Consider the following 12,942-nt stretch of genomic DNA (forward strand, 5'->3'; position numbering starts at 1 on the left):
GTCTCTCCTTGGCTCAGGCGCCGAAGCGCGCCGCGTAATCCTGGGGGCTGACCGCCAGGTGCTTGTGAAAGGTACGCCGCAGATTTTCCGGGTGACCGAAGCCGCACAGGCGCGAGACCGTGGCGATGGATGCCTGGCCGTCCTGCAGCAGTACCCGGGCGGTCTCCAGGCGCACCTGCTCGACGTAGCGGCCCGGGCCCATACCCACCTCGCGGCTGAACAGCCGCGACAGGGTACGGGGCGCCATGTGGGCCCGTTCGGCCAGGCGCTCCAGCCCCAGGTCTTCGCCCAAGTGGCCGGGAATCCAGTCCAGCAGGGCAGCCAGCCGCGGCGTGCGGCCCGGATCGGGCGCGAGGCAGGCGCTGAACTGTGCCTGGCCGCCAGGGCGGCGCAGGAACATCACCAGGCGCCGCGCCACTGCCAGGGCCAGCGGACGCCCGAGATCGGCTTCCACCAGGGCCAGCGCCAGGTCGATGCCCGCGGTGACGCCGGCCGAGGTGAACACGTGGGGATCGCCATCGCGGCCCTGGGGATCGTAGGTGTGCAGCCGGTCGCCCTGCACCTCGATGGAGGGGAAGGCGGCCAGCTCGTCGACATAGGCCCAGTGGGTGGTGGCACGGCGGCCATCGAGCAGGCCAGCGCTGGCCAGCAGCAGGGCGCCGGAGCATACCGAGCCCAGGCGTCGGACCCGCGGTTCCAGATCGCGTAACCAGGCCAGCAAGCCGGCATCCTGGCGCAGTGCGCCTATGCCTACGCCACCCGGAATCAGCAGGGTATCCACCTGCGTCACGTCCAGCTCGTACCAGCTCTGCTCCGCCTGGATGCCGATGCCGGCGGAGGTGCGCACCAGCCCCTCGGTGGCGCCCAGCAGCCGCAGCTCATAGTGGGCCGGCAATCCCTGGCGCTCACGCTCCAGGTTGGCGGAGGCGAACACCTGAAGCGGGCCAGTGACGTCCAGGCTCATGACGTCGGGATAGAGCAGGGCGGCGATCAAGGGCATGGCGGCTCTCCTTGGCAAGGCATCGAGCATGCCTGCCCGGTCGCGCTGGCGACAAGGCCAAAGACCCCACGAATCCGGCCAATCCGCGCCGATTTGGCGCTATCGGCGCGCGGCCTTATCATCGCCGCCCATGAACTACACCGATCCCAAGCAACTGGCGCCCCTGCTGGAAGCCATCCTGCTCGCCGCGGGCCGTCCGTTGACCCTGGAGCGCCTGGCCGAACTCTTCGACGAGTACGAGCGTCCCGAGCCCGCCCACCTGCGCGCCGGCCTCGCCGTGCTCGGCGGCTCCTGTCGCACGCGCGGCTTCGAACTCAAGGAGGTGGCTTCCGGCTACCGCCTGCAGGTGCGCGAAAAGTACGCCCCCTGGGTCGGGCGCCTCTGGGAAGAACGCCCGCCGCGTTATTCCCGCGCCATGCTGGAAACCTTGGCGCTGATCGCCTACCGCCAGCCCATTACCCGCGGCGAGATCGAGGAGGTGCGCGGCGTGGCGGTCAACAGCCAGATCGTCAAGACGCTGCTGGAGCGCGACTGGATTCGCGTGGTCGGCTATCGAGATGTCCCGGGCCGCCCGGCCATGTTCGCCACCACCAAGGCCTTCCTCGATTACTTCGACCTGCGCAGCCTCGACCAACTGCCGCCCCTGGCCGAGGTCCGCCAGCTGGAACCCGAGCCGGCCTCGGTGCTGGAAGACCCGGAGCTGAGCCTGGCCGCCCTGGAGGTAGGGGGCGCGGAGGAAGAGGAGGGCACGCTGGTGATCCCCGAACGCACCAGCTTCCGCACCCTGCTCACCGAGCTGGACGCCATGGAGACCGGCCTCAAGACCGACTTCGACGATCTGCGCCAGGCGGCGGATGAGGAAGACGAGGTTTGAGTTGGCCCCGTTGGGTTTCGCTGCGCTCAATCCAACCCAGGGTTCCATCGTGGCCATGGTGATCCCCTGACTCCGGGAGAAGACCGCTCGCTCGGATAGCCCCCTCTCCCTTTGGGAGAGGGTTGGGGTGAGGGCGCCCTTCGCGGCGGATTTCCGAGTGGAAAAGGCCGCGCCGTTTTCCACGCTACGGTTTTCGACGTCTCAGAGGCGTACCGCGGCCATGCCGGTGCGCCATAGCGACCGCTCTGACTTGGACTATCGCGGCCATGGGCCGCTCCTACAGGAGGTGATGCCTTTGTAGGAGCGGCCCATGGCCGCGATCAGGGTTCCAGGACCGACCTTTGCCGCAACTGAAAACGAAAAAAGCGCCCGAAGGCGCTTTTTATGCACGACCCAGAGACCTCAGGCCGGCGCGTTGACCAGCGCCTTGCAGGTATCGAGCATGCGGTTGGAGAAGCCCCACTCGTTGTCGTACCAGGCCATGATCTTCACCAGCTTGCCGCTCACCTTGGTGTGATTGGCGTCGAAGATCGACGACAGGCGGTTGTGGTTGAAGTCGATGGAGACCAGCGGCTTGTCGTTGTAGCCCAGTACTGGCGAAGCTTCGGCCGCCGCCTTCATGAAGGCGTTGAGGGTCTTGGCGTCGGTTTCCTTGGCGGTCAGGATGGTCAAATCGACCAGCGACACGTTGATGGTCGGTACGCGCACCGCCATGCCGCTAAACTTGCCTTGCAGCTCCGGCAGTACCAGGCCTACGGCTTCGGCGGCACCGGTCTTGGTCGGGATCATCGACTGGGTGGCCGAACGCGCGCGGAAGGGGTCGGAGTGATAGACGTCCGACAGGTTCTGGTCGTTGGTGTAGGCATGGATGGTGGTCATCAGACCGTTCTCGATGCCCAGCTCGCGTTGCAGTACCTGGGCGACCGGCGCCAGGCAGTTGGTGGTGCAGGACGCGTTGGAGATGATCTGGTGCGACTGACGCAGGATGTCGTCGTTGACGCCATAGACGATGGTGGCGTCCACGTCCTTGCCGGGCGCGGAGATGATGACCTTGGCGGCGCCGGCTTCCAGGTGGGCGGCGGCCTTATCGCGGCTGGTGAAGAGACCGGTGCACTCGAACACCACGTCGATCTTCAACTCCTTCCAGGGCAGCTCGGCCGGATTGCGGATGGCCGTCACGGCGATGCGATCGCCATTGACCACCAGCTTGTCGCCCTCGACGGACACCTCGGCAGGGAAGCGGTCATGAACGCTGTCATACTGTAGGAGATGCGCATTGATGGCGGCGTCGCCCAGGTCGTTGATCGCGACGACCTCCAGGTCCTGGCGATAGCCCTCGGTATACAGCGCCCGCAGCACGTTGCGGCCGATGCGTCCAAAACCATTGATGGCAATACGAATACTCATTGAGAGAAACCTCGCGATAGCTGGGTTTTGTTGTAAAAAACATTACACATGACGCGTGCTAAGCGGAATAATAGCGCCAATTTGGCTGTGAATGTTTTAAATAACAACAAATTTAGCCCGGTGGAGAATCAAAACCATGCATCCTCGCGTCCTCGAAGTCACACAGCGGTTGGTGGAACGCAGTCGTCCGACCCGTGAGCGTTACCTCGCCATGATCCGGGCCGCCGCCAGCGACGGTCCGCAACGCGGCAAACTGCAATGCGCCAACTTCGCCCATGGCGTCGCCGGATGCGGCTCGTCGACGGACAAGCAGCGCCTCCGTTTGATGGACCAGGCGAACGTCGCCATCGTTTCCAGCTACAACGACATGCTGTCGGCTCACCAGCCCTACGAGCACTATCCGGAGATCATCAAGCAGGCCCTGCGCGAGATCGGCTCCGTCGGTCAGTTCGCCGGTGGCGTGCCGGCCATGTGCGATGGCGTGACCCAGGGCGAGGCCGGCATGGAGCTGAGCCTGGCGAGTCGCGAAGTCATCGCCATGTCCACCGCGGTGGCGCTGTCCCACAACATGTTCGACGCCGCGCTGCTGCTGGGCATCTGCGACAAGATCATCCCCGGCCTGATGATCGGCGCGCTGCGCTTCGGCCATCTGCCAATGGTCTTCGTCCCCGGCGGCCCCATGCCCTCGGGCATCTCCAACAAGGAGAAGGCACGGGTACGCCAGGCCTTCGCCGAGGGCAAGGCGACCCGCGAAGAGCTGCTGGAATCGGAGATGAAGTCCTACCACAGCCCCGGCACCTGCACCTTCTACGGCACCGCCAATACCAACCAGGTGGTGATGGAGATCATGGGCCTGCACCTGCCGGGCTCCTCCTTCGTCAATCCCTACACCCCGTTGCGCGACGAACTCACCCGCGAGGCGGCACGCCAGGTGACCCGTATCACCCGCCAGGGTGGCAACTTCATGCCGCTGGGCGAGATCGTCGACGAGAAGGCCATCGTCAACTCGGTGGTGGCCCTGAGCGCCACCGGCGGCTCCACCAACCACACCCTGCACATCCCGGCCATCGCCCAGGCCGCCGGCATCCAGCTGACCTGGGACGACATGGCCGAGATCTCGGCGGTCACCCCGACACTGGCCCAGGTCTATCCCAACGGCAAGGCCGACGTGAACCACTTCCACGCCGCAGGCGGCGTCAACTTCATGGTCCACACCCTGCTCGAAGCCGGGCTGCTCCATGAAGACGTCAACACCATCATGGGCCACGGCCTGTCGCGCTACCTGCAGGAACCCTTCCTGGTGGACGGCAAGCTGGAGTGGCGCACCGGCAGCGCCCAGAGCCTGGACGAAGACATCCTGCGCCCGGCCAGCCGGCCGTTCAACGAAGAGGGCGGTCTGCGCGTCATGCAGGGCAACCTCGGGCGTGGCGTGATGAAGGTGTCCGCCGTGGCGCCCAAGCACCAGCTGGTGGAAGCCCCGGCGCGGGTCTTCCACGACCAGAGCGAGCTGGCCGAGGCCTTCAAGGCCGGCGAGCTGGAGCGCGATTTCGTCGCGGTGGTACGCTTCCAGGGACCCAAGGCCCTGGGCATGCCCGAATTGCACAAGCTCACCCCCTACCTGGGCGTGCTGCAGGATCGCGGTTTCAAGGTGGCGCTGGTCACCGACGGCCGCATGTCCGGCGCCTCGGGCAAGGTCCCGGCGGCCATCCACGTCTGCCCGGAGGCCGTCGATGGCGGTCCGCTGGCCAAGGTCTGTGACGGCGATCTCATCCGCGTCGATGGGCGTACCGGTGAACTGAAGATTCTGGTTCCGGCGGACGAATGGACGGCGCGCCGGGCGGTCGAAGCGCCCCAGGGCACCGGGGTGGGTTGTGGTCGTGAGTTGTTCGCCTTCATGCGCGGCGCCATGAGCACGGCCGAATCGGGTGCCAGTGCATTCACTTCCAGCCTGGAGGCGCTGAAATGAGTTTGGCTTTGGTCGGAGACATCGGGGGCACCAACGCGCGGTTCGCGCTCTGGCGCGATGGTCGGTTGGAGGCCATCGAGGTCTTTGCCTGTGCGGATTACGCTTGCCCGGAAGACGCGGTACGCAAGTACCTGGCGCAGACCGGCGTGGCGCTGGACGACATCACCGCCGTCTGCCTCGCCTGCGCGGGTCCGGTGGGCGAGGGCGACTTCCGCTTCACCAACAATCACTGGGTGATCAAGCGCGAGCACTTCTGCCGCGAGCTGGGCTTGACCCATCTGCTGCTGATCAACGACTTCACCTCCATGGCCTGGGCCATCGCCCGCCTGGACCCGGCGGACTGCGTCCAGGTGCGCGACGGTATCGCCTTGCCGACTCGTCCCCGCCTGGTGATCGGTCCCGGTACCGGCCTGGGCCTCGCCAGCCTGGTACCGAGCGGCAAGGATCGCTGGATCGTGCTGCCGAGCGAAGGCGGTCACGTCGATCTGCCGATCAATACCCAGCGTGAATTCGATATCTGGAAGATCCTCAAGCGCCAGTTCGGTAATCACGTCTCCGCCGAGCGCGTGGTGTCCGGCAGTGGCCTGGTGAACCTCTATCACGCCAGCTGCGAGCTGGACGGCCGCACCGCCGCCCTGCACAGCGCGGCGGACATCTGCGAGCTGGCGCTCAAGGGTGATCCCTACGCCGATGCCGTGCTGGAGCAGTTCTTCATCTGGCTGGCGCGGGTGGCGGGCAACGCCGCCCTGACCCTGGGCGCCCTGGGAGGAGTCTACATCGCCGGGGGCATCCTGCCGCGTTTCGTCGAGCGCTTCCAGAGCGGGGCCTTCGCCCATGCCTTCGCCGACAAGGGCAAGACCAGCAGCGCCTACCTCAAGGACATCCCGGCGTGGCTGGTCACCGCCGAGTATCCGGGCCTGTTCGGTGCCGGCGTCGCCCTGGACCAGACCATCGCCGAAGCGCGCCAGGTCTGATCCGCTGGAGCCGGGCGACTACTCAAGGTCGCCCGTCCCCGGTATGCTGCCGGCACTACCGGTAGCTGGCCTCTGGCCAGAACGACAACAAGAGCGAACATCGCCATGTCCACCCTGGGCAAATCCCTCCTGGTCGTCGACGACGACGGGGAAATCCGCGAGCTTCTCGACACCTATCTCACCCGTGCCGGCTATCGGGTGCGTGCCGTCGGCGATGGCCGCGAACTGCGCCGAGCCCTGGGCGATTTCGTCCCCAACCTGCTGATCCTCGACGTCATGCTGCCCGGCGAAGACGGCTTCGCGCTCTGCCGCTGGATGCGCGAGCAGTCGAGTTGCCGCCAGGTACCCATCATCATGCTCACCGCCAGCTCCGACGAGGCCGACCGGGTCATCGGCCTGGAGCTGGGCGCTGACGACTACCTGGGCAAACCCTTCAGTCCCCGCGAACTGCTGGCCCGCATCAAGGCGCTGCTGCGCCGTGCCGGCTTCGGCGAGACACGTCCGGCCGCCACCGGTCTGCTGACCTTCGACGACTGGCGCCTGGACCCGGTCAGTCATCGGCTGTTCCACCGCGACGGCGAGGAAGTCATCCTCTCCGGCGCCGATTTCACCCTGCTCAAGCTGTTTCTCGACCATCCCCAGCAGATCCTCGACCGCGACACCATCGCCAATGCCACCCGCGGCCGCGAGGTGCTGCCCCTGGAGCGCATCGTCGACATGGCGGTCAGCCGGCTGCGCCAGCGCTTGAGGGACACCGGCAAGTCGCCGCGACTGATCCGCACCGTGCGCGGTTCCGGTTACCTGCTCGCCGCCGAGGTCAGCGGACTGGTCGCCGATGCGGTGTAGCGGTCCGCTCGCACGGCTGGTACCGCGTTCCCTGCTGGCGCGGATGCTGCTGCTGACCCTGCTGGCTGTATTGCTGGCCCAGGGTGCCTCGGCGCTGTTCTGGTCCGCGTCCCTGCGCAGCGATCGCAACCAGGGTCTGCAGACGGCGGCCCGCAGCCTGGGTTACTCCATTGCCGCCAGCGTGCGCTATTTCAGCCTGCTGCCGCCGGCCTATCGGCCGCTGGTGCTGGAACAGCTGCGCAACATGGGCGGCACGCGCTTCTTCGTCTCGCTCAACGAAAAGCCGCTGACCATGCAGGCACTGCCAGACACCCCCGGCCGCCGTGCGGTGCTCCAGGAGGTCGAGACGGTGCTGCGCGAACGCCTGGGCGCCACCATGCCCATGTATGTGGAATTCATCGGCCCGCAGCAACTGCGCCTGTTCAACGGCGCCGTGGCACTCGACGAACTGCCGCGCTCCTGGGCGCACTATGCCCTGAGTCTGGAACCGCTGGAGCCGCCGGTGCTGGTGACCCAGATCCGCATCGGCGAAGGGGAATGGGTGTACCTGGCGACCCTGATGCCGGCGCCTTACTACAGCCTGGACGAGTCCTGGCTGCCCTTGCAGCAGCTGCTGTTCATGGTCTTCAGCAGCGCCTTCCTGCTGCTGTTCATCGGTCTGCTGATCCGCTGGCAGAGTCGCCCGCTCAAGCGGCTGTCGCGCGCCGCGCGCGAGCTGTCGCTGGAGGTGCATACGCCGCCGCTGCGCGAGGAGGGCGCCCAGGAGATCCGCGAGGTCACCCGCGCCTTCAACGCCATGCGTGAACGCATCGCCCGCTACCTGGACGAGCGTGCCCAGCTGTTCAGCGCTATCTCCCACGACCTGCGCACCCCCATCACCCGGCTGCGCCTGCGCGCCGAGCTGGTGGACGACGAGGTGATGCAGGCCAAGCTGGTGCGCGATCTCGACGAGCTGGACCTGCTGGTCAAGGGCGCCCTGCAGTGTGTCAAGGACACTGACATCCACGAGAATCTGGAGCCGGTCGATCTGCAGGCGCTGCTCGAGCAACTGGTGGAACCCTTCACTCAGGAGCACCCGCCACGGGTGACCCTAACCGGCGAGGTCCGCGGCAGCCTGCTGGGCAAGCCGCTGGCGCTCAAGCGTTGCATCGGCAACCTGCTGGACAACGCCCTCAAGTACGGCCATCGCGCCCACCTGCAGGTGGACGACGACGGCCACACCCTGGTGTTGCACGTGGACGACGAAGGGCCTGGCGTACCTGAGCAGGAGCTGGAGCAGGTCTTCCAGCCCCACGTACGCCTGGCCACCCACCGCCAGGGCTACGGCCTGGGCCTGGGCATCGCCCGTAACCTGGCCCACGCCCATGGCGGCGAGGTAGAGCTGCGCAATCGTCGCGAAGGCGGGCTGCGGGTCACCCTGACCCTGCCGCGCAGCTAGGTATCGCGCCAGCGCTATGTCACCAGTCCGTGACAAATCTCTTTCCCTTCGTTACCCACGGCCGCATTCGTCTGACTAGACTCGGCCCAGCTCCAATAAAAAAACAACAAGGAACGACCCCCCATGAATGCGTTGAATCGTCTCGCTCTCGCCGTTTCTCTTTCCTGCGCCGCTATCGCCGCCCCCCTGACCGCCCATGCCGGTGAGGTCGAGGTGCTGCACTGGTGGACCTCCGGCGGCGAGGCTCGCGCTGTCGACGTCTTGAAGCAGCTGATGCAGAAGCAGGGCGATACCTGGAAGGACTTCGCCGTGGCCGGTGGTGCCGGCGAAGCCGCCATGACCGTGCTCAAGACCCGCGCCGTCTCCGGCAATCCGCCGTCCGCCGCCCAGCTGAAAGGCCCCGACATCCAGGAATGGGCCGGCATGGGCTTTTTGGCCGACATCAGCGACATCGCCAAGCAGGGCAACTGGGACAGCATCCTGCCCAAGCGCGTGGCCCAGACCATGCAGCACGACGGCGAATACGTCGCGGTCCCCGCCGGTATCCACCGCATCAACTGGCTGTGGATCAACCCCGCCGTGTTCAAGAAGGCCGGCGCCAAGGTCCCCACCACCCTGGACGAGTTCTTCGAGGCCGCCGACAAGCTGAAGGCCGCCGGTGTCGTGCCCCTGGCCCATGGCGGGCAGAACTGGCAGGACGGCACCATCTTCGAATCCCTGGTCATGGCCATCATGGGCCCGGAAGGCTACGACAAGGTCTTCGTGCAGACCGATGCCGACACCATCCGCAGCGACAAGATGGTCGAGGTATTCAAGACCTTCAAGCGCATCAAGGGCTACGTCGATCCCAACGCCGCCGGCCGCGACTGGAACCTGGCCACCGCCATGGTCATCGAGGGCAAGGCCGGCATGCAGATCATGGGCGACTGGGCCAAGGCCGAATTCGCCGCCGCGGGCAAGAAGCCAGGCGTCGATTACGAATGCGTGGTGATGCCGGGCACCCAGGGCGACTTCATCTACAACATCGACTCCCTGGCCATGTTCAAGATCAAGAACAAGGACAACCAGAAGGCCCAGGACGACCTGGTACGCACCGTCATCGACAAGCCCTTCCAGGAGGTGTTCAACCTCAACAAGGGCTCCATTCCGGTGCGTAACGACATCGACCTCGCCAAGTTCGACAGCTGCGCCCAGCAGTCCGCCAAGGACTTCCAGGCCGCCAACGCCGACGGCAAGGCCGAGCCGAGCATGGCCCACAGCATGGCCAATACCAGCTACGTGCAGGGCGCCATCTTCGATGTGGTGACCAACTTCTTCAACGACGCCAACGCCGATCCGAAGAAGGCCACCGAGCAGCTGGTTGCCGCCATCCAGGCCGCCAAGTAAGGCCAGTCGCGACCATGGCGGTCCGCCGCTGCGGCCGCTCCTGCAGGCGCCTGAGCGACCTGTAGGAGCGGCCCATGGCCGCGATCATCCAGCTACCTGACGCCAAGATAATACCACCCCTTGGGAGCGCCCCATGGCTCTTACCGAAACCCTTCCCGTCGCGACCGTCAGTCGACGTCCGGACCGGCTGCAGCGCCTGCTGCCCAAGCTGGTACTGGCGCCCACGGCCATCGCCATGGTCGTCTGCCTCTATGGCTACATGCTGTGGACGGCGGTGATCTCCTTCACCAACTCGCGCTTCCTGCCCAGCTACAGCTTCGCCGGCTTCGCCCAGTACGCGCGGCTGCTGGAGAACGATCGCTGGCTGGTGGCCTGCAAGAACCTGGCGATCTTCGGTGGCCTGTTCATCCTGCTGAGCCTGGCCATCGGTGTCTTCTTCGCTATCCTGCTGGACCAGCGCATCCGCCGCGAAGGCTTCATCCGCACCGTCTATCTCTATCCCATGGCGCTGTCGATGATCGTCACCGGCACCGCCTGGAAGTGGCTACTCAACCCCGGTATGGGGCTGGACAAGCTGCTGCGCGACTGGGGCTGGGAAGGCTTTCGCTTCGATTGGCTGGTGGACCCCGACCGGGTCATCTACTGCCTGCTGATCGCCGCCCTCTGGCAGGCCTCGGGTTTCGTCATGGCCATGTTCCTCGCTGGCCTGCGTGGCGTGGATTCCTCCATCCTGAGAGCCGCCCAGGTGGACGGGGCAGGGCTGCCGACCATCTATCTGCGCATCGTCCTGCCGAGTTTGCGGCCGGTGTTCTTCAGCGCGGTGATGATCCTCGCCCACATCGCCATCAAGAGCTTCGACCTGGTGATGGCCATGACCGCCGGTGGCCCCGGCTACGCCTCGGACCTGCCGGCGGTGTTCATGTACCAGCACACCTTCACCCGCGGCCAGATGGGCCTGGGTTCGGCCAGTGCGGTGCTGATGCTCGGCGCGGTGCTGGCGGTGCTGGTGCCCTACCTCTACTCGGAATTGCGGAGCAAGCGAAATGGCTAAGGCTCTGAACGTCAATCGCGTGGCCATCCACGCCACCCTGATCGTCGCCTGTGCGGTCTATCTGGTGCCGCTGGTGGTGATGCTGCTGACCAGCTTCAAGACCCCGGACGACGTCCGTACCGGCAACCTGCTCAGCCTGCCCCTGGACTGGACGGTGATCGGCTGGCTCAAGGCCTGGGACGCGGTCCACAGCTACTTCTGGAACTCCTTCATGATCACCGTCCCGGCGGTGCTCATCTCCACCTTCATCGGTGCGCTCAACGGCTATGCCCTGTCGAAGTGGCAGTTCCGCGGTTCGAATCTGCTGTTCAGCCTGCTGCTGTTCGGCTGCTTCATTCCCTTCCAGGTGATCCTGCTGCCGATGTCCTTCACCCTCGGCCAGCTGGGCCTGGCCAACACCACCACCGGCCTGGTGCTGGTGCACGTGATCTACGGCCTGGCCTTCACCACGCTGTTCTTCCGCAACTATTACGTGGGCATCCCCGATGCCCTCATCAAGGCGGCGCGGCTGGACGGGGCGGGCTTCTTCACCATCTTCTTCAAGATCCTGCTGCCGCTGTCCACGCCGATCGTGATGGTCAGCCTGATCTGGCAGTTCACCCAGGTATGGAACGACTTCCTGTTCGGCGTGGTGTTCGCCAGCGGCTCGTCGCAGCCCATCACCGTGGCCCTGAACAACCTGGTCAACACCAGCACCGGCGCCAAGGAATACAACGTCGACATGGCCGCCGCCATGATCGCCGCGCTGCCGACGCTGCTGGTCTACATCTTCGCGGGTAAGTATTTCGTCCGGGGCCTGACCTCGGGCGTGGTCAAAGGATAAGGAAGGCCACCATGGCAGCTCTCGAACTCAAAAGCGTACGCAAGACCTATGGCAACGCCGCCCAGGAAGCCCTCAAGGGCATCGACATCCGCATCGACGCCGGCCAGTTCCTCATCCTGGTCGGGCCCTCCGGCTGCGGCAAGTCCACCCTGATGAACGCCATCGCCGGCCTGGAAGACATCAGCAGCGGCGCCATCTGCCTGGATGGCGAGGACGTCACCCAGGTCGAGCCCAAGGATCGGGACATCGCCATGGTGTTCCAGTCCTACGCTCTGTACCCGACCATGACCGTGCGCGAGAACATCGCCTTCGGCCTGAAGATCCGCAAGACCCCCAGGGAGCAGATCGACGCCGAGGTGGCGCGGGTTGCCAAGCTGCTGCAGATCGAGCACCTGCTCGAGCGCAAGCCGGCACAGCTCTCTGGCGGCCAGCAGCAGCGCGTGGCCATGGGTCGTGCCCTGGCGCGGCGGCCCAAGCTCTACCTGTTCGACGAGCCGCTCTCCAACCTCGATGCCAAGCTGCGGGTGGAGATGCGCACCGAGATCAAGCTGATGCACCAGCGGCTGCAGACCACTACCGTCTACGTCACCCACGACCAGATCGAGGCCATGACCCTGGGCGACCGGGTCGCGGTGATGAAGGACGGCGAGGTGCAGCAATTCGGTACCCCGGAGGAGATCTACAACGACCCGGCCAATCTCTTCGTCGCCAGCTTCATCGGCTCGCCGCCAATGAACTTCGTACCGGTACGCCTGGAAGCGCGCGAGGGCAGGGTGGTGGCCCGCGTCACCGGCGATACCGGCGACAGCCAGGTCGAACTACCGGAACTGGATCCGGCACTGGTCGGGCGAGAGGCTATCCTTGGGGTGCGCCCGGAGCAGATTCAGTCCGCGCATCCGGCGGACAACGCCGTGCCGGGCATCCTCACCCGCGTCCAGGTGGTCGAACCGACCGGGCCGGATACCCTGCTCTATGCCGAGTGGAACGGCACCAAGGTCTGCTGCCGGGTAGCACCGGGCGAGGCACCGCGGGCCGGCGACCAGGTGCTCTGGCGCATAGATCCGCGACGGGCGGTGCTGTTCGACCCCGCGAGCGGTCGTCGACTTTCTTGATGGGTGCTCATGGCTGAAACGTTACAGCAATGGTAAGGTCCGCCCGCCGCCGCGCCTGACGTCGG

At 65.8% G+C, this 12,942-nt stretch carries 11 protein-coding genes; 9 read left to right on the plus strand and 2 right to left on the minus strand.

Annotated features, from left to right (window positions below; genetic code table 11):
* Positions 1-13: 13 nt before the first annotated feature.
* Positions 14-1,000 carry a DJ-1/PfpI family protein gene (locus RND78_RS02165; protein WP_312725650.1) on the minus strand — a complete coding sequence of 329 codons (987 nt, stop codon included), beginning with the start codon at positions 998-1,000 and terminating at the stop codon, positions 14-16.
* A gap of 130 nt (positions 1,001-1,130) precedes the next feature.
* Between RND78_RS02165 and scpB the strand changes: the two genes are divergently transcribed.
* Positions 1,131-1,874 (plus strand): SMC-Scp complex subunit ScpB, encoded by a 744-nt coding sequence (gene scpB / locus RND78_RS02170; protein WP_312725652.1) that lies wholly within the window; start codon positions 1,131-1,133, stop codon positions 1,872-1,874.
* A gap of 402 nt (positions 1,875-2,276) precedes the next feature.
* On the opposite strand, the gene gap is transcribed toward scpB, so the two are convergent.
* A complete protein-coding gene (gene gap, locus RND78_RS02175) occupies positions 2,277-3,281 on the minus strand; it encodes a type I glyceraldehyde-3-phosphate dehydrogenase (protein WP_312725654.1) in 1,005 nt (334 codons plus the stop codon).
* Positions 3,282-3,417: 136 nt separating this feature from the next.
* On the opposite strand from gap, the gene edd reads away from it, so the two are divergent.
* The 8 genes from edd (at position 3,418) to RND78_RS02215 (ending at position 12,877) form a co-directional block, all read left to right on the plus strand.
* Complete coding sequence (gene edd, locus RND78_RS02180) at positions 3,418-5,247, plus strand: phosphogluconate dehydratase (protein WP_312725655.1); 1,830 nt, start codon at positions 3,418-3,420, stop codon at positions 5,245-5,247.
* Positions 5,244-6,221 carry a glucokinase gene (locus RND78_RS02185; protein ID WP_312725657.1) on the plus strand — a complete coding sequence of 326 codons (978 nt, stop codon included), beginning with the start codon at positions 5,244-5,246 and terminating at the stop codon, positions 6,219-6,221. Before edd ends, RND78_RS02185 begins: the two co-directional genes overlap by 4 nt.
* Before the next feature lie 105 nt (positions 6,222-6,326).
* Positions 6,327-7,067, plus strand: coding sequence for a response regulator (locus tag RND78_RS02190; RefSeq protein WP_312725658.1), 741 nt, complete (start codon positions 6,327-6,329; stop codon positions 7,065-7,067).
* Entirely contained in the window at positions 7,057-8,505 is a 1,449-nt protein-coding gene (locus RND78_RS02195) for an ATP-binding protein (protein WP_312725660.1), read from the plus strand. Before RND78_RS02190 ends, RND78_RS02195 begins: the two co-directional genes overlap by 11 nt.
* A gap of 123 nt (positions 8,506-8,628) precedes the next feature.
* Entirely contained in the window at positions 8,629-9,891 is a 1,263-nt protein-coding gene (locus RND78_RS02200) for an ABC transporter substrate-binding protein (RefSeq protein WP_312725662.1), read from the plus strand.
* Between the two features lie 133 nt (positions 9,892-10,024).
* Positions 10,025-10,942 carry a sugar ABC transporter permease gene (locus RND78_RS02205; RefSeq protein WP_312725665.1) on the plus strand — a complete coding sequence of 306 codons (918 nt, stop codon included), beginning with the start codon at positions 10,025-10,027 and terminating at the stop codon, positions 10,940-10,942.
* Positions 10,935-11,765: a carbohydrate ABC transporter permease gene (locus RND78_RS02210; protein ID WP_312725667.1), complete on the plus strand. Its 831-nt coding sequence runs from the start codon at positions 10,935-10,937 to the stop codon at positions 11,763-11,765. Before RND78_RS02205 ends, RND78_RS02210 begins: the two co-directional genes overlap by 8 nt.
* A gap of 11 nt (positions 11,766-11,776) precedes the next feature.
* Positions 11,777-12,877 (plus strand): sn-glycerol-3-phosphate ABC transporter ATP-binding protein UgpC, encoded by a 1,101-nt coding sequence (locus RND78_RS02215; protein WP_312725669.1) that lies wholly within the window; start codon positions 11,777-11,779, stop codon positions 12,875-12,877.
* Positions 12,878-12,942 lie beyond the last annotated feature (65 nt).

The sequence above is a fragment of the Pseudomonas oryzihabitans genome (genome assembly GCF_032027545.1).
GTDB lineage: Bacteria > Pseudomonadota > Gammaproteobacteria > Pseudomonadales > Pseudomonadaceae > Chryseomonas > Chryseomonas oryzihabitans_F.

What these genes read in the sequence shown, in the direction of transcription:
- RND78_RS02165 (WP_312725650.1), bottom strand. Translation starts at nt 1,000, where the DNA reads ATGCCCTTGATCGCCGCCCTGCTCTATCCCGACGTCATGAGCCTGGAC.
- scpB (WP_312725652.1), top strand. Translation starts at nt 1,131, where the DNA reads ATGAACTACACCGATCCCAAGCAACTGGCGCCCCTGCTGGAAGCCATC.
- gap (WP_312725654.1), bottom strand. Translation starts at nt 3,281, where the DNA reads ATGAGTATTCGTATTGCCATCAATGGTTTTGGACGCATCGGCCGCAAC.
- edd (WP_312725655.1), top strand. Translation starts at nt 3,418, where the DNA reads ATGCATCCTCGCGTCCTCGAAGTCACACAGCGGTTGGTGGAACGCAGT.
- RND78_RS02185 (WP_312725657.1), top strand. Translation starts at nt 5,244, where the DNA reads ATGAGTTTGGCTTTGGTCGGAGACATCGGGGGCACCAACGCGCGGTTC.
- RND78_RS02190 (WP_312725658.1), top strand. Translation starts at nt 6,327, where the DNA reads ATGTCCACCCTGGGCAAATCCCTCCTGGTCGTCGACGACGACGGGGAA.
- RND78_RS02195 (WP_312725660.1), top strand. Translation starts at nt 7,057, where the DNA reads ATGCGGTGTAGCGGTCCGCTCGCACGGCTGGTACCGCGTTCCCTGCTG.
- RND78_RS02200 (WP_312725662.1), top strand. Translation starts at nt 8,629, where the DNA reads ATGAATGCGTTGAATCGTCTCGCTCTCGCCGTTTCTCTTTCCTGCGCC.
- RND78_RS02205 (WP_312725665.1), top strand. Translation starts at nt 10,025, where the DNA reads ATGGCTCTTACCGAAACCCTTCCCGTCGCGACCGTCAGTCGACGTCCG.
- RND78_RS02210 (WP_312725667.1), top strand. Translation starts at nt 10,935, where the DNA reads ATGGCTAAGGCTCTGAACGTCAATCGCGTGGCCATCCACGCCACCCTG.
- RND78_RS02215 (WP_312725669.1), top strand. Translation starts at nt 11,777, where the DNA reads ATGGCAGCTCTCGAACTCAAAAGCGTACGCAAGACCTATGGCAACGCC.